At 63.9% G+C, this 19331-nt stretch carries 20 protein-coding genes; 1 reads left to right on the top strand and 19 read right to left on the bottom strand.

The annotated features are described in order from the left end of the window. Positions 1-46: 46 nt before the first annotated feature. The 8 genes from LB541_RS20545 to LB541_RS20510 all read right to left on the bottom strand — a co-directional run bounded on the left by LB541_RS20545 (position 47) and on the right by LB541_RS20510 (position 7638). Positions 47-358, bottom strand: coding sequence for a MocE family 2Fe-2S type ferredoxin (locus LB541_RS20545; RefSeq protein ID WP_140651064.1), 312 nt, complete (start codon positions 356-358; stop codon positions 47-49). Between the two features lie 28 nt (positions 359-386). After that, positions 387-1469, bottom strand: a complete 1083-nt coding sequence (locus LB541_RS20540) for a fatty acid desaturase family protein (RefSeq protein WP_224619465.1) — start codon at positions 1467-1469, stop codon at positions 387-389. A gap of 85 nt (positions 1470-1554) precedes the next feature. Continuing rightward, a complete protein-coding gene (locus LB541_RS20535) occupies positions 1555-2736 on the bottom strand; it encodes an aldose 1-epimerase family protein (RefSeq protein ID WP_224619456.1) in 1182 nt (393 codons plus the stop codon). Between the two features lie 4 nt (positions 2737-2740). Continuing rightward, positions 2741-3517, bottom strand: a complete 777-nt coding sequence (locus LB541_RS20530; protein WP_140499887.1) for an ATP-binding cassette domain-containing protein — start codon at positions 3515-3517, stop codon at positions 2741-2743. A gap of 2 nt (positions 3518-3519) precedes the next feature. Beyond that, positions 3520-4524, bottom strand: coding sequence for an ABC transporter permease (locus tag LB541_RS20525; protein ID WP_224619455.1), 1005 nt, complete (start codon positions 4522-4524; stop codon positions 3520-3522). A gap of 59 nt (positions 4525-4583) precedes the next feature. After that, positions 4584-5528: a substrate-binding domain-containing protein gene (locus LB541_RS20520; protein ID WP_140561048.1), complete on the bottom strand. Its 945-nt coding sequence runs from the start codon at positions 5526-5528 to the stop codon at positions 4584-4586. Between the two features lie 55 nt (positions 5529-5583). After that, positions 5584-6498: a sugar phosphate isomerase/epimerase family protein gene (locus tag LB541_RS20515; RefSeq protein WP_224619454.1), complete on the bottom strand. Its 915-nt coding sequence runs from the start codon at positions 6496-6498 to the stop codon at positions 5584-5586. A 42-nt stretch (positions 6499-6540) separates the two neighbouring features. Further along, the gene (locus tag LB541_RS20510) at positions 6541-7638 is read right to left on the bottom strand and encodes a Gfo/Idh/MocA family protein (protein WP_140728481.1); all 1098 of its coding nucleotides are present in this window, start codon (positions 7636-7638) and stop codon (positions 6541-6543) included. Between the two features lie 459 nt (positions 7639-8097). On the opposite strand from LB541_RS20510, the gene LB541_RS20505 reads away from it, so the two are divergent. Beyond that, entirely contained in the window at positions 8098-9126 is a 1029-nt protein-coding gene (locus LB541_RS20505) for a LacI family DNA-binding transcriptional regulator (RefSeq protein WP_140515875.1), read from the top strand. 51 nt (positions 9127-9177) lie between these two features. On the opposite strand, the gene LB541_RS20500 is transcribed toward LB541_RS20505, so the two are convergent. From LB541_RS20500 to LB541_RS20450, 11 genes are all read right to left on the bottom strand, one after another. After that, the gene (locus LB541_RS20500) at positions 9178-10197 is read right to left on the bottom strand and encodes an aliphatic sulfonate ABC transporter substrate-binding protein (RefSeq protein WP_140515877.1); all 1020 of its coding nucleotides are present in this window, start codon (positions 10195-10197) and stop codon (positions 9178-9180) included. Between the two features lie 36 nt (positions 10198-10233). Beyond that, positions 10234-11133 (bottom strand): ABC transporter permease, encoded by a 900-nt coding sequence (locus LB541_RS20495; protein WP_140582292.1) that lies wholly within the window; start codon positions 11131-11133, stop codon positions 10234-10236. 12 nt (positions 11134-11145) lie between these two features. After that, complete coding sequence (locus tag LB541_RS20490) at positions 11146-11982, bottom strand: ABC transporter ATP-binding protein (protein WP_140499899.1); 837 nt, start codon at positions 11980-11982, stop codon at positions 11146-11148. A gap of 13 nt (positions 11983-11995) precedes the next feature. Then, positions 11996-12322 (bottom strand): ferredoxin family protein, encoded by a 327-nt coding sequence (locus LB541_RS20485; protein WP_224619452.1) that lies wholly within the window; start codon positions 12320-12322, stop codon positions 11996-11998. Then, on the bottom strand, positions 12319-13944 hold the full coding sequence (locus tag LB541_RS20480; RefSeq protein ID WP_224619449.1) for an FAD-binding protein: 1626 nt from the start codon (positions 13942-13944) through the stop codon (positions 12319-12321). The genes LB541_RS20485 and LB541_RS20480 overlap by 4 nt, the downstream gene beginning before the upstream one ends. Positions 13945-13971: 27 nt before the next feature. Beyond that, positions 13972-14568: a thioredoxin family protein gene (locus tag LB541_RS20475; protein WP_224619448.1), complete on the bottom strand. Its 597-nt coding sequence runs from the start codon at positions 14566-14568 to the stop codon at positions 13972-13974. Positions 14569-14813: 245 nt separating this feature from the next. Further along, on the bottom strand, positions 14814-15263 hold the full coding sequence (locus tag LB541_RS20470) for an aconitase X swivel domain-containing protein (RefSeq protein WP_140499906.1): 450 nt from the start codon (positions 15261-15263) through the stop codon (positions 14814-14816). Then, a complete protein-coding gene (locus LB541_RS20465) occupies positions 15260-16510 on the bottom strand; it encodes an aconitase X (protein ID WP_140499907.1) in 1251 nt (416 codons plus the stop codon). The genes LB541_RS20470 and LB541_RS20465 overlap by 4 nt, the downstream gene beginning before the upstream one ends. A gap of 58 nt (positions 16511-16568) precedes the next feature. Continuing rightward, the gene (locus LB541_RS20460) at positions 16569-17633 is read right to left on the bottom strand and encodes an ABC transporter ATP-binding protein (RefSeq protein WP_140499909.1); all 1065 of its coding nucleotides are present in this window, start codon (positions 17631-17633) and stop codon (positions 16569-16571) included. Then, positions 17633-18421: an ABC transporter permease gene (locus LB541_RS20455; RefSeq protein WP_140521546.1), complete on the bottom strand. Its 789-nt coding sequence runs from the start codon at positions 18419-18421 to the stop codon at positions 17633-17635. Before LB541_RS20455 ends, LB541_RS20460 begins: the two co-directional genes overlap by 1 nt. Next, positions 18421-19290: an ABC transporter permease gene (locus LB541_RS20450; protein WP_140521545.1), complete on the bottom strand. Its 870-nt coding sequence runs from the start codon at positions 19288-19290 to the stop codon at positions 18421-18423. The genes LB541_RS20455 and LB541_RS20450 overlap by 1 nt, the downstream gene beginning before the upstream one ends. Positions 19291-19331: the final 41 nt, after the last annotated feature.

Raw genomic sequence — 19331 nt, 5'->3', positions numbered from 1 at the left:
ACGTTCCTCTTTTGCTTGCCGCGGTGCCGGATCGGTGTGCCGCGCTTCAGATCTCGATCATCACCTTGCCAGCTTCGATCTTCACCGGATAGGTCGCAAGATTGACGCAGACCGGCGCGCCCTTGGCCTGGCCGGTCTTATAGTTGAAGCGGCCATTGTGCTTTGGACATTCGATGATGTCGTCCATCACCAGCCCGTCGGCGAGATGTGCCTTCTCATGCGTGCAGAAACCGTCGGTGGCGAAGAATTCATTCTCCGGGGAGCGATAGATCGCGAAGGTTCGGCCACCGTGGTCGAAGCGGATGACATCCTCTTCCTCGACATCGTCCACCCCACACGCTTCAATCCAATCGGCCATCTCTGTCTCCCGCAACCATTCGCGCCCCTTATTCAGCCGCCGCCGACATGTCGAACTCATGGAATTCGCCGCGATAGGGCCTGGCCGTCGGCGGCAGCTCGCGCTTGAGGTAGTAGTCCTCGTATTTCAGCTGCCTGAGCAGGACCGGCCAGACCTCGCGATAGGCATGCCACATCGACGGGTTCGGCACGGGCAGGTCGTGCTTGATCAGATCATGCAGCCTGGGCAGCGCATGATAGGGCACCATCGGAAACATGTGGTGCTCCACATGATAGTTCATGTTCCAGTAGATGAACCGGCTGATCGGGTTCATGTAGACGGTGCGCGTGTTGAGCCGGTGGTCGACGACATTGTCGGCCAGCCCGATATGCTGCAGCAGGCCGGTGGTCACCATGTGCCAGGTGCCGTAGAGGCGCGGCAAACCAATCAGCACCACCGGTATCCATGACCTGAGGACGACCGCGACAGCGATCGTCGCAATGTACACGGCAACATGCCACCGCGCGGCCGTCACGGCCTTTGCCCATTCCATTTCCGGAACATAGCTCTTCTCCTCGTCGGACAGCTTGCCGAACGCCTGACGCACGAGCGTCGGCAGCGAATAGCGGAAATCGAGGATGCCGGTGAAGGCCAGCGCCGCCTTCAACAGGTCCGGCGGCCGCATGACGGCGATCTCGGCGTCGCGGCCGACGATGATGGTGTCGGTGTGGTGGCGGGCATGGCTCCAGCGCCATTGCACTGGATTGCGCATCAGCATGAAGGAGGCGATGTGGTACACGACATCATTCATCCAGCGCGTGCGGAAGGCCGTGCCATGGCCGCATTCGTGCCAGCGCGAGTCACTCGACGAGCCGTATAGCACGCCGTAGACGAACAGGAACGGCACCACCCACCATGAGCCCCAGAACCAGATAATGCCGGCGGCCGACCCCAGGATCGCAACAATCCAGATGATGGTGTCGCGGATCGCCGGCCCGTCGGAACGCTGCATCAGCTCCTTCATCACCTTGCGGGGGACATCGGTGTGGTACCATTCGGCGGAGGCCAGGCCGGTCTCGATCGCGGCCCTGGTGCTTTCACCGACCAGGCTGTAATCCCGCTTTTTTGCCATCGTCTTCACACGGGCCTCCAAACTTCTCGCACCGCTCGCAATCCGGCCCGCCGGCCGGAGGGCTTGCTTTGAATACATGTCGCGCTCATGCCGGGCCCGCCAGTCTCCGGAAATTGCCGGAGGGCCGAGGATAATCCTGTTCGGGCTGGCGGGCGATTGCCGCAATCCTCGCTTCGGCGCCGGCGATAGCTTCCCTGCCGTCCAGGACCCGGAACACGGCATCGTAGGCGCGGCCTTCGTCATGCTCCAGCCAGATCATCTCGCCGCGTTCGCGCGCGGCGAGATCGCCGAGCACATGATGCGTCGATGGCTCGATACCCAGCGCATACTGTCCGGCCTGGAAATTCTGCCATTGATAGGCGCAAGGCAGCTGGTCTTTCCGCGTCACCATTTCGAAGCCGAGGCCGAGCCGGTCGTTGACCACCGCCACTGGTACCTCGCCCTTTCCATCGGCGTCCATTTCATGCTGCCAGACCTGTTCGCTGAACCCCATTCGCGGTTCCGGCACGGTGCGGTAGCCGACCTTCTGCGCCTCATAGCGCTCGCCGGCATGGCCGGCCCAAACCACGTCGCGGATTGGCGCGAGGTAGCGCGAGCCCTCGTCAAGCAGGGGATGACTGACATTCACATGGTAGAAATACATATGCGGCGTGCGATTGAAGCCATGGTTCACGACGCGGTCGGACAGCCGGATCTCGTTGCCGCCGACATCCGCCTCGATCCGCCGGATCAGATGCAGATCCTCGCCGAATACCGCCGATTGCTGGACGATGCCTTCGGCCCACAGCACGCAGCGGTCGCCGTCCCACGCCTCACCGTAGCCGGTCAGCCGCGCCGGGATGGTGCCGACACGGCCATGCAGCGAATGGATCACGGTCTTCTTGCCGGGATAGTTGTAGTTCTCGGCCGGCACCTCTTCCCGACCCAGTATATGGTCGAGGCCGCAGGTGACCAGCAAACCGGAAAAGGAGCGCGCCCAGGCCAGCCCCCCTTCCCCCTCATAGTCGTGAAGACCGGGGTTGCGAAAACCGCCCGGCGAGTGCCAGCCGATCGCCTGGCCCTTGAAGTCGCAATCGGCGATGTCGAGCGCGCGGTCGACGAGTGCGGTGAAGCGCAGGCCGGCGCCGGTGCGGAACTCCAGCATGCGGACACCGCGCTCCACCCCGTCGCCGAGCGTCATCAGCCGCACGCCGGCGAACTGCGACAGCATGCCGGAGCGTTCCGAGACCTGCCGGCGCGAGAGCGTCTTGCCGTAAAGCTCTACCATGCCGTCACTGCGCCCTCTTCATCAGAGCCGACAGGTCGGCGCCGGTGATGATGCTTTCCACGGTCAGCAGATCGGTATCGGCGACCGTCTGCTCGGCAACGATCTCGCCGCGGCGCATGACGATGATGCGGTCGGCGACCTCGAACACGTGGTGGATGTTGTGGGTGATGAGCAGTACCGAATGGCCGGCCTGACGCATCTCCTTGACGAAGCGCAGCACGCCATGAGTTTCCTCGACGCCGAGATTGTTGGTCGGCTCGTCGAGGATGATCACCTTGGCGGCGAACTGCATGGCCCGCGAAATGGCGATCGACTGGCGCTCGCCGCCCGACAACGTCGAGACCAGCGCGTCGGCGTCGAGTTTTTTCGAGATGCCGACGCGCTTCAGCAGGGAGGAAGCGGCATCGCGCAGCTTGGCGAGGTCGAGCGGCGCAAACACGCCCAACCATTTGAAATTGACCGGTTCGCGGCCGAGGAAGAGGTTGCGCGCGATACTGAGATCCGGCGCCAGCGACGTATCCTGGTGGATGGTCTCGATGCCGAGATCCATCGCGTCGCGCGTCGAGCGGATCGAAACCTTCTGCCCGCGCACATAGATGTCACCGCGATCGACCGGGAAGACGCCAGAAATCGCCTTGATCAGCGTCGACTTGCCGGCGCCATTGTCGCCGAGCAGGGCCACTATCTCGCCTTCTCTCAGCGTCAGCGAGGCATTCTTCAGCGCGCGCACGCTGCCGAAGGATTTTTGCAGGTTCTGCAGCCGAAGCACTTCTTGCATCATCGTCAGCTCCTTGCCGCGTTTTTCTGCAGCAAAGCGTGCAGGATGAGCATGGCGAGGATGATCACGCCGACGAAGATGTTGTAGGCAAGGCCGGGCACGCCGACGAGCACGATGCCGTTGCGGATGGCGCGCAGCATCAGCGCGCCGACGATGGTGCCCAGGATGGTGCCACGCCCGCCGGTCAGCGCCGTGCCGCCGACCACCACCATGGCGATCACCTCAAGTTCGTAACCGGTGCCGGCCACCGGCGAAGCGGCCGAGATGCGAAAGGCGCTGATCATGCCGGCAAGCCCCGCCAGCACCGAGGTGGCGATGAACAGCCAGATCTTGACGGCGTCCGCCGGCACGCCGCGCGCCACCGCCGCGTTGCGGTTGGAACCGATGGCGCTGATCCAGTTGCCGAGCTTGGCATAGCGCAGGACGTAGATTGCCAGCAACGACAGGCCGACGAACCACCACAGCGAGGTATAGAAGCGGAACGAGCCGATATTGAAGCTGCCGGCAAGCAGCGTCACGAAGAAGCCAGGCTGGTCCCACGACTTCAGCGGGAAACCCTGGGTGATGTAGAGGGCCGCGCCGCGCACGATCAGCAGCATGGACAGGGTCACCAGGAACGACGAGATGCCGATCTTGGTGACGATCACCCCGTTGATCGCCCCAATCGCGATGCACAGTAGAAGTCCGGCCAGAAGGGCGACGCCGATATCCACCCCGCCGTTCTGCACGAGAAGCATCACGACGACCGGCGCCAGGCCGAATACGGCACCGACCGACAGGTCGAACTCGCCGGCCGTCAGAAGCAGCGTCATGCCGAGCGCGATGATGCCGAGCTCGGGCAGGAACGCCATCATGTTGGAGATGTTGAGCGGCGACAGGAAATTGCCGTCCGCGACCGCGAACACCACGAGAAGGACGACGAGGATGATGAACGAGGAAAATTGCGGCGAGCGCATCAGCCTCGACCTGCTCCTGGCGCTAGTTGCGCCCTCTTCCGCGGTGACTGCCATGACGTTCTGAACCATGCTGTTAGCAGGGCGCCCGCCGCCGGCGCGGCGGGCGCCCATTTTCACTTCTTGTCGTAGAGTTTCAGGATCGGCTCGACGCTCGAGGCGTCGTAGAGACCGAATGTATGGATGTCGTAGCCGATCGGCTCGCCCGAGGCGGCAAGCCCGAGCAGTGCTACCGGCATGAAGCCCTGCGCCGATGGGTACTGCCAGGCGGCCGCGTTGACGAAACCGTCCTTGACGGCTTGCGCCGTCTCCTTCGAATTGCCCCAGCCGACGACCGGGATTTTGCCTGCCGGCACGCCGGCGCCATCGAAGACCCGCTTGACGCTGGCCGCCACGGAATCGCCGAGCGCGATGATCGCCGGCGGATTGTTGGCAACCATATAGTCGGTCATCTTGGCGATGATGCCGGCCGGATCGGTGCCGCAATCAACCACGTCATACTTGATGCCGAGCGGATCGAAGACGCTGGCGATGCCTTCGGTCTCGAGCTGCTGATAGCTGGCGCCGGGGACTTCGACCGGCAGGAAGACCTTATCCCCTTGCTTCACCATCTTGTGGTCGACAAGATACTTTGCCCAGATCGCCCCTGCCTCCTTCAGGTCGGCGCCGACATAGGCCTGCCGCCCCGTCGCCGGGTCGTCGGTGTTGAAGAACACGATCGGGATGCCGGCGGCCTTCGCGGCCTTGACCTCCTCGGTCCACAGGCCGGGCTGCGCCGAGGTGGTGGCAATGCCGTCGGGCTTGGCGGCAAGCGCGGAATTGAAGGCTTCCTTCTGCGCCGCCATGTCGCCGCCGCTGAAGGAGATCTTGCAGGTCACCTTGAGCTGGTCGCAGGCCTTGGTAGCGCCGGCGTTCCAGTCGATCCAGAAAGCGTCCGACGGACCGCCATGCGACAGCAGATAAAAGGTCTTCTGGCCGTCCTGTGCCTGCGCGGCCGACCCGAACGCGATGCCGGCAAGCACGGTCGCGGCGGCCGCCAATTTCAATGCAAATTTCAACATTGCTTTCCTCCTTGTTTGGAGCCGTGCCGCCATGCACAGGCGGCGCGGCCGGCCGTCACAGGCCGTTGGCGCGGAACTTCCCGTCGAGGAATGTCTTGGCGCGCGGCACGTCGTCTTCCGACAGGTGCTCGATGATGACCGGAATGTTCGGGTGCTTCTCGGCAAGCCGCTGAAGATAAAGGTCGTAGTTGAGCGAGCCGAGGCCGGGCGCCGGCAGTTCGATCTCGCCGACGCCGCGGAAGGTGTGGCTTTCCATGGCATCCTCATCGCCGATGTCGGCGTGCTTTTCCGACTTGTCGCTGCCCGAGCGCTTGACGTCCTTGGCATGCGCTATCTTGATTTTGTCCGTCAACGTGTCGAACACCTGGTTCAGGATCTGGTCCATCCTGTCGATGTTGTGCGTCTCGAAGTAGTTCGTCGGGTCCATCAAGAGGCCCAGGCCGGGATGGTCGACCTGCGCGAACATCTTGACCGTTTCCTCGACCGAGCCGACGACGTTGTTGACATAGGTTTCGAGCAGGAAGACCGCGCCATGGTCATAGGCGGTTTGCGCAAGATCAGCGATCACCTTGCGGCATTCCTCGAACCCCTCCTCGGTCTTGTTCTTGGGGTGGTGCACCCAGTCGGATTCGGTGTTGTAGGTGCCGGTTTCCGAGATCACGTAGCGCGAGCCGAAATGGCGGGCGTTGCGGATGATCTCCTTGAGGTAGCCGACGCGCTTGTCGCGCTCTGCCTTGTCGGGATGGATGATGTTGGTGTAGCCCGACACGCAGCAGACCGGCAGGTTGTGGTCGCGGAAGACATCGCGCACGGTCTTGGCCTTGTCCTTGGTGATCTGCCCGGCCGACAGGTCGATATCCCTGAAATGCAGGTCGAGCTGCACCGTGTTGAAACCGAGCCCGCGGATCTTGTTCGCCGTCTCTTCGAGGCCGTACGGGAAATAGCCCGTGAAAATACCTGCCTGCATCATGGTGTGAATTCCTCCCTGTAAGCGATTCAGTTACCAGTGATTTCAATTGATCGGGTTTGTCGAGATTTCGGAAAGCTTGACCGTGCGGCCCGAAGCGATCGAGCGGTAACCCGCCTCTACCAGCGCCATGGTCTTGACGTTGTCGGCCACGGAAAGCGCCGGTGGCGTGCCTGTCTTCACCGCGTGCTGGAGTTGTTCCATCACGCCGATGAAAGCATGCGGGAACCACATCGTGTCCCAGCTTGGGCTCACCCACTCGCCATCCGTCGTCTCGGCCGAGGCATAGGTGAGCGTGGAGGCCGCACCGGTCGGCCAGCCGATCGTGCCCTTGGCGACGCCCTTGGTGCCGTCGACGCGCCAGTTGATGTGCTGGTCGTCCTTGTAGCCTTCCTGGCGTGGGCCGGACCAGACATCCTCGAGCGACACGGCAAGCACGCCGGACGGGAAGCGCAGCGTCGAGACGGTGATGCCGTCGGTGTGTTCGAAAGTCGTGCGCGGATCCTTGCGCGTCAGCGTGGTGATCTCATCGGGATCGCCGAACAGGAAACGCAGCACGTCGAGATGATGCACGCTCATGTTGGCAAGCGTCAGCCGGTCGTACTCCTCGAGGAAGCCTTGCCAGTGCGGGATCGCATGCATGTCGATCTGCGCGAAGACGACGTCGCCGAGCGCGCCGCTGTCGATGATCTGCTTCAGCACGCGCATCGACTGGTCGTAGCGCATGTTCTGGTTGACCGAGAGGATCTTGCCCGCCTTCGCCGCCTCGTCGCGCAGCTTCACCGCTTCCTCGACCGACAGCGCCAGCGGCTTCTGCGCCAGGATCGCCTTGATGTGCTTCTGCTTCAGCGCGTGGCGGATCAGCGCCGGCTGCTGGTCCGGTGGGAAAGCCAGGTCGATGATCTCGACTTGCGGATCCTCGATCAGTCGTTCCGGCGTGTCGTGGACGGTCGGAATGCCCCAGCGCGTGGCGACCTTCTGCGCATTCGCCCTTGTGCGCGAAGCGATCGCCACGACAGGAAAGCCTGCTTCCCTATAGGCCGCGAGATGGCATTCGGCCATGATCATGCCGGCGCCGACGCAGCCGATCTTGAATTCCCTGGTGCGAACCTTCACGTCCGGCTCGAAGCCTTTGCCTGCCATGTCTTCCTCCCAGAATTCTGTCTTCGCGGCCGTCGTCATCTCGCCAACGCGCCTCCAGATGCTGGCAACCGGAGCCGCGGCATGCGGATCGGATCAGGCATTGGAATTCCCTCCCTCGGGGCCAATGTTTCCTCCACGAGCCCATGAGGGATATTGACGGCAGTCACGGGAGGCTGTCAACATCATGAATAATCAAAACACCTCACAATCTAGCAGAAAGGCGAAGGAATGCGTCATACCGGAATCCATACACCGCTCCTGATGCCTCGATTTGATGGGAAATCTATCTTCCCACGGCGATGCGATCCTGCCGGGCGATCTGATTTAGCCCGGCGGCTTGCGCATCGGCCAAGGCCGGATACATCATTTCCCATCAGAATCGCGGATGGCGAAGAGCAGTCGCCACCCGGCCGGCGGTCGGCATTGCGTGATCCTAATGCATTGAGGAGATGAAAGACGGTGCGTTCCACCCTGACTGACATCGCCCGGGAAGCCGGCGTTTCCGCCGCCACCGTCGACCGTGTTCTCAACAACCGTCCGGGTGTGCGGGCGCGCACGCGCGAAATCGTGCTCGAAATGGCGCGGCGTCTTGGCTACATCGCCGAAGGCGCGAACGGGGCGCCTCTCAAGCCCTTGTCCGGCGATGTCATCCGGCTCGACTTCGCGCTGCCGGCCGGCACCAATTCCTTCATCAAGATGCTGCATCGCCACATCGAAGCCCAAGCCTTGGCGCGGCCGGATCTCGATGTCCACATCGCCACCATAGAGGGCTTCAATCCCGACCGGCTCGCACGCCTTTTGCAGGATCTGCGCGGCCAGACTCAGGGCGTCGGCGTCATCGCGCTCGACCATCCGACGGTGCGCGAGGCGATCCGCTCGCTGTCGGCCAACGACGTCAAGGTGGTGACCATCGCCTCCGACATCCTGCATGTGCCAAGGGTCGCGTATATCGGCATCGACAACCGCGCCGCCGGACGGCTGGCGGGCTATTTGCTCAACCGTTTCATGGGGTCGGAACGTCCTGGCAAGGTGGCGCTGTTCGCCGGCTCGCTCTCCTATCGCGGCCATGAGGAACGCGAGATGGGATTCCGGCACATATTGGCCGAGGAATCGCCCAATCTGGAGATCGTCGAAATGCGCGAGATGCTTGACGACCGCGAAAAGGCCTATTCGGAGGCATCAGCCCTTCTGGAGCGGCACCCCGACCTGGCCGCGATCTACAATGTCGGCGCGGGCAACACCGGCATTGCCCGCGCGCTCAAGGAGCGCGGCCGTGCGATATCGATGGTTTTCCTCGGCCATGAGGTAACCGAAGGCACCAAGGAGCTTCTGCTCGACGGCACGCTCGACGCGGTCATCGACCAGAACCCGCGCGTCGAAGCGCGCGAAGCGCTCAACACCTTGACCCATGCGGTCCGGAGACTGCCTTACGAATTGCACCAGCCGAGGCTCCAGGTGATCTTCAAGGAGAACATCCCGGAGATCTGACACTCTCTGAAATGGAGCGGCGCCGGAACCCCTGCCCGTTCAGCACGCCCGCTACTGGACGGCCGCGACTTCCGCGCCGGCCGCGTCGACAAAGCTCTTGTCGATCCATTTGCCGTAGTCGATCGAGCCCTTCAAAAGCCCGGCACCGGCCATGAATTTCTCTTCGCCCTTGAGCGCCTCGATCGCATCGTCGGTCAGCCTCGGATCCTGGTGAAAGACGCCGTCGGCATAGGTCTTGCGCACCGATTTCTCCGACGACTTGGTCGCCTCGACGAATGTCTTGATCGTCTCGTCGGGATGGGCATCGGCCCAGCGGGAAATCTCGATGTCGACCTTCAGGAGCCGCTTGACCAGGTCGGGATATTTCGCCGCGAAGGCGCCGTTGACCGAAATGACGTTCGGCACGTTCCATTCCGGATGGGTGCTGGTGTCGAAGAGCACCCGTGCCTCGCCGGTGTCGACCAACTTGGCCGCGGTCGAATCCGTTTCGACGAGGGCGTCGATGTCGCCGCGCAGCAGTGCCGGGCCGGATGCCTCGAAAGGCAGGTTCAATCCCTCGACATCACCGGTCGTCAGGCCGACGCTGTTCAGCGCCTTGTTGAAATTCGAGTGCCGCACCGTACCGGTGAGATAGGCGACCTTCTTGCCTTTGAGGTCCTGCAGCGTCTTCAGTGGAGAGTCGGATTTGACCACGATATACGAGCCGCCCGACCGCACATAGCTCGACAGGCCAATCAGCTTGACATCGGCGCCGGAGGCGGCGACGCGCAACGCGGGATTGTTGCCAGTATAGGTGAATTCGATGGCGCCTGTCGCAAGCGCCGTCGTCGCCTCGGAGCCGCCATTGAAGGTGACAAGTTCGACCTTGATGCCGTCCTTGGCGAACTCCTTTTCCCACCAGCCGTCCTTCTGTGCGAGGACGAATTTGAGGTGCCCCGGCGCGGTGCTGCCGATGCGGATGAATTCGGGCTTGTCCTGCGCGAAGGCGGGCATGCCGCCAAGGCCGATGACGACGGCAATGGCGCCCTTCAGGAACAGCCGGCGAAATCCGTCGAATGCAATGTTGGACATGAGGAAAATCCTTGCTGATTGGAATGAGTGAACGGCTCAGATGAGCGAGGACTCGGACTGGCCTTTCCAGGCGGTCGCCCAGCGCTCGAACCAGACGAGCAAATAGTTGACGGTGAGCCCGATGACGGTCAGCGTCAGGATGCCGGCATACATGTCCGCCGTTTCCATCATCAACTGCGAGTTCTGAATAAGGAAACCGAGGCCGGATTTGGCCGCCAGCATCTCGGCGCCGATCACCGCGAACAGCGACGACTTCACCGCCAGCCTTGCGCCGGCGACAACAGAGGGGATGCTGGCCGGCAGGATAACCTTCCGGAACAGGTCGAAGTCAGACGTACCCATCGAGCGCGCCGCCTTGATCAGCAGCGGATCGACCGACTTGACGCCGCTGATCGTGTTGACCAGCAGAAAGAAGACCGAGGAGTAGAAGGTGATCGCCACCTTCGATTCCTCGCCGATGCCAAGCAAAAGGATGAACACCGGAAGCAGCGCGAATTGCGAGGTGTTGCGCAGCGTCTGCACAAGCAGGTCAGAGACCTTCTCGAACAGCGAGTAGCGCCCCATCAGCAGGCCGAGCGGAATGGCCACCACCACGCCGAGAGCGAAGCCGATCGCAGCGCGCTGCAGGCTGATGCCGATATGTTCGACCAGAACGCCCGAGGCGAGCAGGTTCCACCAAGCGACCAGCACCTCGCTCAGCGGCGGAAAGAAGATGCGGTTCAGCCAGCCGAGCCGTGGCGCGATTTCCCACACGAGAAAGAACAGGCCGAGCAGCGGCAAGCCGTAAAGGAAAGTCCCGTGGCTCGTCCCTTTGCGCCGGACCTTGGCACTGTGGGCGGTGATGGCCGGGACTCTTGCGGCGGCCGCCGTCTCGCCGGCGCCGGCAAACAGATGAAGAGCGCCGGCAGGGCCGAACTTTTCGGTAAGATAAGCCATGGCTCTACCTCCTCAATGACTGAAGGCTGGCGACAGCGTCCAGTCCTTTTGCGCCTTGTTGACCTCATCGCGCAGCGCGTCCCAGACGCGGCCGCGATATCCGTTGAATCCGGCGCTGGCGCGGATGTCCCCGTCGCGCGGCCGTGGCAGGTCGATGTCTATGATCTCCTTCACCGCGCCCGGCCGCGCCGTCATCACCACCACGCGGTCAGCGAGGAAGATTGCCTCGTCGATCGAATGGGTAACGAAGATCACTGTTGTCTTGATCTTGCCCCAGATCCGCAGCAACTCGCCCTGCAGGAGCTCGCGCGTCTGCTGGTCGAGTGCGGCGAAGGGTTCATCCATCAAAAGCACTTCCGGGTTGCTCGCCAAGGCGCGGGCGATCGCCACGCGCTGCTGCATGCCCCCGGAGAGCTGGTTGGGGAAACGGTCCTCAAAACCGGCAAGACCGAACAACGATAACAAATGGCGCGCCGTCACCGTGCGCTCGGCCTTGGCGACGCCACGCACCTCCAGCGCGTATTCGATGTTGGCCAGCGCCGTGCGCCAGGGAAACAGCGCATATTGTTGGAAGACATAGCCGGTCTTAGGATCCGGCCTGGTGATGCGCCGGCCGTCGAGCTGGACATCGCCGCCGCTCGCCTGCGTCAGCCCGCCGATGATGTCGAGCAGCACAGATTTGCCCGAGCCGCTCGGGCCGACCAAAGTGATGAACTCGCCTTTGCGGATCGAAAGATCGACGCCGTCGAGCACGGTGACGCGGTCGGTCTCCTCGCCGTCGACGGTGACGAACTGCCCCGGCTTGAGCAGAAAGGTCTTCTTGATATCGCTGACGACGATGCGGTCCATGTCCTGTCGCTTCCTATTGCGCCACGCGGATGCGGTGCGTCGGGTCGATTTCAGAGCCGCCGGCCTTGCCGCGCTTCCAGCCGAGTGCGCGGGCGTAGCCGCCGAACAGTTGACGTGCCTCGACCTGCGCTTCCGTGATGCCGGTCGGCCCCTCGGCGAACTCGGCCACGTAAAGCGCGTCGGTCGGGCAGTAGATTTCACAGAGAAAGCAGGTCTGGCAGTCGTCCTGACGGGCGATCACAGGCGCGCCGTTCTTGGTAGCGTCGAACACATTGGTCGGGCACACCTTGACGCAGATGTCGCATTCGACGCAGCGCGCGGCCGAGACGATCTCGATCATGACGCCAGCTCCGCCAGGCGCTCCGGCGCCCCGGCAATGCGGAAGTCGTCGACGCCGGTGATGACCAGCCGATGCGCGAGGGCCGGGTTCTTGCCCTGCAGATCGGTGCGCCGATGCATGCCGCGGCTTTCTGTCCGATGCAGCGCGGCCGCCACCGACCAGCGCCCCGCGGCGGCGATCGACGCCGCCTCGCGCGCGCGGACCCGGTCCACCCCTTCGCCCCGCAGATGGTCGCGCACGTCGCGCCAGACACTCTCCAGCCGCCCCCGGCTTTTCTCCAAGCTCTCGCCGTTGCGGAAGAAATTTTTGTCGAGCGGCGTCACCTCGTTGCGCACAGCCTCGATGACCTCGGCTGCCGCGATGTCGGCGCGCGCCGCTGCCGCCGGGCGCAGGCCGGCCTGGCCGAGCGGTTCCGCGGTGCCGCGGAATGCCTTGCCGCCGCGACGCCTTGCATGGGCTGAGGCGCCCTTGCCCGCCCACCAGCCGCTGGCCAGCGCCCAGGAGGAGTTGACGGCGCCGCCGCCCGATACCGCTCCGGTCATGATCTCGCGGCTGGCGGCGTCGCCTGCGACATAGAGGCCGGACACGCCGGTGGCGCAGTCGTCGGAGACGATGTCAATGCCGCCGGTGCCGCGCACCGTGCCTTCGGCGCGCAGGGTGATGCGGAACAGCTCGGTGAACGGGTCGACACCGGCGCGGTCATAAGGCACGAAGCAGTTCGGCTGCCCTTGGCGCAACCAGCCTTGCAGCGCCGGCTCCGCCTGATCGAGCCGCGCATAGACCGGTCCCTCGATCAATGCGCGCGCCACCTCGTCCTCGCGGTCGCCGATGCCGTTGCGCAGCGGCTCACCGGCAGGGCCCAGGATCGGCGATCCATCCTCGCGATGGAACGAGGCCCAGCGGAACGGCAGCCCCTTGTTCAGCGAAGATCCAAAGGGCGCCAACGTGTATTTGCCGGTAAACTCCATGCCCGACAGGCTGGCGCCGGCCTCCGCCGCCATCAGATAGCCGTCGCCGGTCAGTCCAGTCCCGCCGAGGATGCGCTCACGGAAAGCGCAGCCGCCGGTCGCCAGCACCACTGCGTTGGCGTCGACGCGCCAGTCCTGGCCGGCCTGCCGGCCGATACCGGCCGCGCCTACGACGGCATCGCCATCCGACAGGAGTTCCAGCGCCGGATGATGGTCGAGCACGGTAACGCCAGCCAGAAGCACACGGCGGCGCATGAAGCGCATGTAGTCGGGCCCGCGCAGATTGGCGATGTAGAGCCGGCCGTCATCCTCGCTCGGGAACGGATAGCCCCACTCGGAAAGCCTGAGCAGGTTGCGATAGGCCGTGTCTACGCAGCGCAGCATCCAGCGCTGGTCCGCAAGCTCGCCGGTGCGCTGCCAGCGTCGCTCGACCACCGCATGCCTGTTGTCGCCCGGCGGTACGCACCAGGTACCCGTATTGGACGGCGCGGTGGCGCCGCTGGTGCCGAGATAGCCCTTGTCGGCCAGCACCACCTGCGCGCCGCTTTCGGCAGCGGCGACCGCCGCCCAGGCTGCGGACGGGCCTCCGCCCAGCACGAGCACGTCGGCCTGGAGTTGCAGCCTGTCGGACGCGGATTTTTGAGGCATGGACATGGATGCTCTGCGAAGGAGTGCGAGGCGCTAAGCAGCGCGCGCAGCGCCCGAGAACCACGCCGGCTCATTGCCGGCGCTCCATTTGATGTTGCAGCCGATCGACGGCACCTGGTCGGCGGCGGGCCTGCCGCCCTCCAGCACCGCGTCGACCGCCGCGCGCAGGTCGGCGCCCGTCACCGCCTTGCCGTTGCCCGGCCGCGCATCGTCGAACTGGCCATGATAGGCAAGCCGCCGGTCGGCGCCGAACAGGAAGAAGTCGGGTGTACAGGCCGCGCCATAGGCTTTCGCCGTCTGCTGCGAGGCATCCTTGAGATAGGGGAAGGAATAGCCGAATTTCTCCACTTCCTCGCCGATGCGGGCCAGCGTCTCTTCGGGATGCGCCTCATGGTCGTTGGCATTGATGGCCACCACTTGCAGCCCCTTGCCCGCATATTCCCTGGCGAAAGCGGCAAGCTGCTCGCGGATCAGCACGACAAAAGGGCAGCGGTTGGAGATGAAGGCGACGAGCAAGGCGGGCTTTGCATCGAAATCGCCGAGCCGGTGCGGCACGCCTTGTGCGTCGGGCAGCAGGAAATCGGCCGCTTTGGTGCCAAGCTCGATCGAGTTGGATTCTGTCTTCGGCATCGATGCGCTCCCTTCTTGCTGCCGCTCAGGCGGACCATGCCGTGCAGCGCCGGCGAAGTTAGTCTATGAATTTAGTAGAATTATAGGCTAGACAACCCGCCTCCGGTCAACCGCGCCGCTTGGAATATCGTGCCAATGTTTCGGGCCGGGCGAAAAGTTTGTTCGAACGGAAGGCCGTTTTGAAAGAAATGAGATTTGGCGGGGAGCGAAGCCGCAACTGCCTTCGTCGTCCGCGTCGAGCTTGGTCAGGAAACGGTTTCCTTGCGGACAATTGCCCTGTCATCCCCGCCGACATCGATCGCGATCCGCTCGCCGGAAACAATGCCGTTAATGTCGCAGACCACCAGCGGCATGCTGATCCCGTAGAGAAATTCCGCGACGATGGCGCCCACTGCCAGGATCGGGTCAGGCCGTTCCAGGAGGATGCCGGCCGGAGCCGTGCCCCTGCGGATTGCCTCGGCCAGCACCGAGGATGAGGACGAGGAGCCGCGCCCGCTCGGCATGATCAGGATTTTCCCGGCGACGTTCTGGCCGAGGCCAGGATGCGAGTGATCCGTTATGTCGCCTGTCGTGGCATCAACGCCGCCCCAGAAGCTCAGCGGTTGCGAGAATACCAACGCCCGGCCCTCGGCACTCCCGGCCAGTTGGAAGGTGCCGGATCGCTGGACGACGCCCGGTTCCACCGGCGCGGTCATGACGCGCCCCGCATGACATGCCCCACCGCGGCGGAGCGGATGCAATCCGCCATATCCGCGAACGCAACCGTCACGCCGATATTGCCCGGAGCGTAATGCGCCCATTTGCCGGAATTGGTCATCACCACGCCGTCGAGCCGTTCCAGAATCGCAGTGACATAGGTGCAGGTGTCGGCGACGGGGATCAGGCCGAACGCCTGTGTGCCATCAAGCGCGCCCTCCTCCTGCAATCGCGTCAGCGTCGCGCGACCGGTGTTGACATAGATCGGGATGCCCCTGCCCGGCGCGATGGCACGCAGCAAGGGCAGCAGGCGCATCCATTCCGCATGCGAGAAATGCGGAGTGCCCAGCGACACGGCCGCCAGCGGCGCCCCGTCGGGTACGCGCGACAGCTTGGCCAGTGCATGATCGATATCGGCGCGCGTGATGCGGATCGTCTCTTCCGGCGCTTGACCATGGAACGCCTCGTCGAGCGTTCCCGCTTCGGGCGTGATGCCGACCGCATGGAACAGCGCCACGGCGCCGGTAGTCGCTGCTGCCGCGCCCAGCGCCTTCAGCTGGTCCTCGTCGCGCGGCCGTGGCAGACCTGTGACAACCGGAACGCGATCGCCGCTGGGTTGCCCGATGATCAGTCCGACGCCGACGAACAGGGCGTCGCTCGGCTCTGGCTCAGCAAAGTCCAGCTCGAACAGGATGCGGCCGCGCCGGTTCTCGCTCAGATGCAGGCCCCAGGCCGGCGCGCGGCCCGTCATGGCGCAGCACAGGTCGATGAAATCGCCATAGCGGTTGGTGCGCGCGCCGATCACCGAATTTGCAAACACGATGGCGTTGGATTCGCCCCAGGCGATCTGCTGCCCGAAATCTGGCCGGAACCGCGTCTGGTAGGGCGCGCAGGTGAAGGTCGCCTGGCAGCCGAGCTCGATATGCGCCTTCATCAGCCGCCGCGCCGGCGCTTCCTCCGCCGCGGGCATCTTCACCATGCCGGGATGGATGAGATCGAATGAGCCGACATTGAGCGTCGTCGGCACCTGCACGCGGCCGCCGCCCTCGACCAGCCGTTCGACGAAATCGAGCCCTGCCGTGCCATGGTAGAGGCAGCCATCGATATGGGCGCCGGCAATGTCGAGGAGGCTGTCCGCTCCGACGGCTTTGGAAAAGGCGACGAGGATCTTCATGGCCGCGGCCGCCGACGGCCCTTGCTCGCCGTCGAGCATGGATTGGTCCTCGGCAGTCAATTCCAACGTCATTGCCGCTCTGGCCCCTACTCGATCTTATGGCGCGAAGGAACGCCAGCAGTTCAGTGAACTACCCCGCAGGGATCAACACCGTGCTCTGCGGGGACCAGCGTAGTACGACATGCTGACCTTCCGCCAGCCTGTCAGCGCCGGTGTTCTGGACGATGACCTTCAGCGTCTGGCCGGCACGCTCGACAAAGTAGGTGCTGTTGTTGCCGGCGAAGATGCGTTTGCAAACCTGGCCCTTCAGTATGTTGGCATCGCCGCCCGAAGTTCCGGCATCCAGGGCAATCCGAATACGCTCCGGACGCACGGCGCAGCTTGCCTTTGCGCCGGCGGCAAGCCTGGCGCCGGCCCCGGCGGCGATCGTCGTGCCGTCCGCCAAGCGGATGCCGTTGCCGGTGGTATCGCCGCGAAAGATGTTGGCATCCCCGAGGAAGATGGCGGCGAATTCGCTTTTCGGCCTGTCGTAGATCTCCTCCGGCGGCCCTTCCTGCACCAGCCGGCCATCGCGCAAGATACCGATGCGGTCGCTCATCGTCAGCGCCTCTTCCTGGTCGTGGGTGACGAAAATGGTTGTGATGCCGATCTCGCGCTGGATGCGCTTGAGCTCGATTTGCATGTCGACGCGCAGCGCCTTGTCGAGCGCGCCGAGCGGCTCGTCGAGCAAAAGCACGCGTGGCTTGGTGACGATGGCGCGCGCCAGCGCGACCCGCTGGCGCTGGCCGCCGGAGAGCTGATGCGGCTTGCGACCGCCGAGCGAGCCGAGCTGAACGAGGTCGAGCGCGCGTTGCACCTCGGTGGCAATCACCGCCTTGGCCTCGCCGCGCACCGACAGGCCGAAGGCGACATTGTCGGCGACGCTCATATTGGGGAACAGCGCGTAGTTCTGGAACACCATGCCGATGCGCCGCTTCTCGACCGGTACCCGCTCGACGCTCTCGCCGCCGATGGCGATGCGGCCGCTGTCGGGAAAATCGAAGCCGGCGATTTGCCTGAGCAGCGTGGTCTTGCCGCTGCCTGATGGCCCAAGCAGCGCGTAGAAGCCGCCATCGACGAAATCGATCGAGACGTCGTCCAACGCCTTGTGCGCGCCGAAGCTGCGCGAGACGTTTGATACCTGGACGCCCGCCATTATTTCTCTCCGCCGAATTTGAAGAAGCGCGCTGTGAGCAGCATCAGCGCCATTGACACCACGATTATGATGGTGGAGACCGCGTTGATCTCGGGCGTGAAACCCTTGCGGATCGCGGCGTAGATCTCGACCGGCAGCGTCGTCTGCCCCGGCGTCGCCAGGAAGTAGGACACCACGAACTGGTCGAACGACACGGCGAACGCAAACAAGCCGCCCGCGATCACACCCGGCATGATCCACGGCAGCGTAACCCGGTTCGTCACCTGCCACTGATTGGCCCCGAGCGAGCGTGCCGCCTCTTCCAACTCCGGCGCGAAGGTTTGCAGCCGGGCCGAGACGACGACGATGACATAGGGCAGCGCCAGCGCGACATGGCCGAGCAGGATGGCGAACAGGCCGCGTCCAATGCCGATGCCGAAGAAGAAGATCAGCATCGCCGTGCCGGTGATCAGCCAGGGAATGGCGATCGGTGGGAACAACAGCGCCTGCAGGAATTTCTTGCCGCGGAATTCATTGCGGTAGAGCGCCAGGGACGCCGCCGAGCCGAGCACGGTCGAGATGACCGTGGTGATGACGGCGATCTCGATGCTGTTCCAGGTGGCGGCGATGAGCTGGTCGTTCTGCCACAGCGAGGCGTACCATTCCGTCGTCCACTCGAACGGCAGCTGGTAGAATGGCGAGACGTTGAACGACATCAGCGCCATGATAATGATGGGCAAATACAGGAAGGCGAGCAGCACCGCGATATAGAAGCGGCCGAGCCACTCCAGGATACGCGTCGTCGCCATCACGCCACCCTCCGCAGCACCGGTGCGGCCAGCGCCAGAATGATCAGCACGACGGCCAGCAGAATGAAGGAGAGTGCGGCCCCCAGCGGCCAGTTGAACACGGCGACGAACTGGTCCTCGATCACCGTGCCGTAAAAGGTGCCGCTGCGGCCGCCGAGGATCCGCGGCTCCATGAAGGAGCCGACGACGGGCACGAATATGAGGGCCGCGCCCGCCACCAGGCCCGGCATCGACAGCGGGATGATGACCCGCTTCAGCACCTGCAGCCGCGAGGCGCCGAGCGAGCGTCCGGCCTCGAGCAATGAATCGTCGATCGCCTGCAAAGTGAGATAACAGGTCAGCACCATGTAGGGCACATAGGAGTGCACCAGTCCGATGATGATCGCCGGATAGGAATACATGAGGTCGATGTTGATCTTGAACGGCAGCACAGCGTTGAGCGCGGTGTCGAGAATGCCACCTTCGCGCAGAACCATCGCCCAGGAGAAGATGCGCACCAGCCCGTTCGACCAGAACGGCAGGATGACGAGCAGGAAGATCGCCTCGCGGCTGCGCCCCTTCAGCACCTTGGCCAGTACATAAGCCGCGGGATAGCCGATGACGATGCACCACAAGGTCACCTCGAGGCCGAGGCGCAGCGAGGCGAGCAGCAGCGTCAGGTAAAGGTTCTGCGAGAAGAAGGCGGCGTAGTTGCCAAGCGTGAACGCCCACGGCTTTCCCGTCAGCGGCAGGTCGGTCATGAACGAGAAGAACACCATGGCCGACAACGGCAGGAAGATCGCCACCGTCAGCCAGAGATAGGCGGGCGCCAGCAGCGGCAGTGCCGACCTCAGCCCGCCGCGCACTGCGACCGCACCCTCTGCTGCCATGCTATCCTCCTCCCCGGATTGGAAGGACCAACCGGCGCGAA

Origin of the sequence: Mesorhizobium sp. BR1-1-15 (assembly GCF_020165475.1) — a bacterium.
Taxonomy (GTDB): Bacteria; Pseudomonadota; Alphaproteobacteria; order Rhizobiales; family Rhizobiaceae; genus Mesorhizobium.
Note: the sequence above shows the minus strand (reverse complement) of the source record. Positions and strands in the feature narration are given on the sequence as shown.

Excerpts from the sequence above, each read along its gene's own strand:
- LB541_RS20460 (WP_140499909.1), bottom strand. The coding sequence starts at position 17,633 with ATGGCGGGCGTCCAGGTATCAAACGTCTCGCGCAGCTTCGGCGCGCAC.
- LB541_RS20470 (WP_140499906.1), bottom strand. The coding sequence starts at position 15,263 with ATGACCGCGCCGGTGGAACCGGGCGTCGTCCAGCGATCCGGCACCTTC.
- LB541_RS20525 (WP_224619455.1), bottom strand. The coding sequence starts at position 4,524 with ATGGCAGTCACCGCGGAAGAGGGCGCAACTAGCGCCAGGAGCAGGTCG.
- LB541_RS20510 (WP_140728481.1), bottom strand. The coding sequence starts at position 7,638 with ATGGCAGGCAAAGGCTTCGAGCCGGACGTGAAGGTTCGCACCAGGGAA.
- LB541_RS20545 (WP_140651064.1), bottom strand. The coding sequence starts at position 358 with ATGGCCGATTGGATTGAAGCGTGTGGGGTGGACGATGTCGAGGAAGAG.
- LB541_RS20475 (WP_224619448.1), bottom strand. The coding sequence starts at position 14,568 with ATGCCGAAGACAGAATCCAACTCGATCGAGCTTGGCACCAAAGCGGCC.
- LB541_RS20500 (WP_140515877.1), bottom strand. The coding sequence starts at position 10,197 with ATGTCCAACATTGCATTCGACGGATTTCGCCGGCTGTTCCTGAAGGGC.
- LB541_RS20450 (WP_140521545.1), bottom strand. The coding sequence starts at position 19,290 with ATGGCAGCAGAGGGTGCGGTCGCAGTGCGCGGCGGGCTGAGGTCGGCA.
- LB541_RS20530 (WP_140499887.1), bottom strand. The coding sequence starts at position 3,517 with ATGATGCAAGAAGTGCTTCGGCTGCAGAACCTGCAAAAATCCTTCGGC.
- LB541_RS20495 (WP_140582292.1), bottom strand. The coding sequence starts at position 11,133 with ATGGCTTATCTTACCGAAAAGTTCGGCCCTGCCGGCGCTCTTCATCTG.
- LB541_RS20455 (WP_140521546.1), bottom strand. The coding sequence starts at position 18,421 with ATGGCGACGACGCGTATCCTGGAGTGGCTCGGCCGCTTCTATATCGCG.
- LB541_RS20485 (WP_224619452.1), bottom strand. The coding sequence starts at position 12,322 with ATGATCGAGATCGTCTCGGCCGCGCGCTGCGTCGAATGCGACATCTGC.
- LB541_RS20515 (WP_224619454.1), bottom strand. The coding sequence starts at position 6,498 with ATGATGCAGGCAGGTATTTTCACGGGCTATTTCCCGTACGGCCTCGAA.
- LB541_RS20465 (WP_140499907.1), bottom strand. The coding sequence starts at position 16,510 with ATGACGTTGGAATTGACTGCCGAGGACCAATCCATGCTCGACGGCGAG.
- LB541_RS20535 (WP_224619456.1), bottom strand. The coding sequence starts at position 2,736 with ATGGTAGAGCTTTACGGCAAGACGCTCTCGCGCCGGCAGGTCTCGGAA.
- LB541_RS20480 (WP_224619449.1), bottom strand. The coding sequence starts at position 13,944 with ATGTCCATGCCTCAAAAATCCGCGTCCGACAGGCTGCAACTCCAGGCC.
- LB541_RS20490 (WP_140499899.1), bottom strand. The coding sequence starts at position 11,982 with ATGGACCGCATCGTCGTCAGCGATATCAAGAAGACCTTTCTGCTCAAG.
- LB541_RS20520 (WP_140561048.1), bottom strand. The coding sequence starts at position 5,528 with ATGTTGAAATTTGCATTGAAATTGGCGGCCGCCGCGACCGTGCTTGCC.
- LB541_RS20540 (WP_224619465.1), bottom strand. The coding sequence starts at position 1,469 with ATGGCAAAAAAGCGGGATTACAGCCTGGTCGGTGAAAGCACCAGGGCC.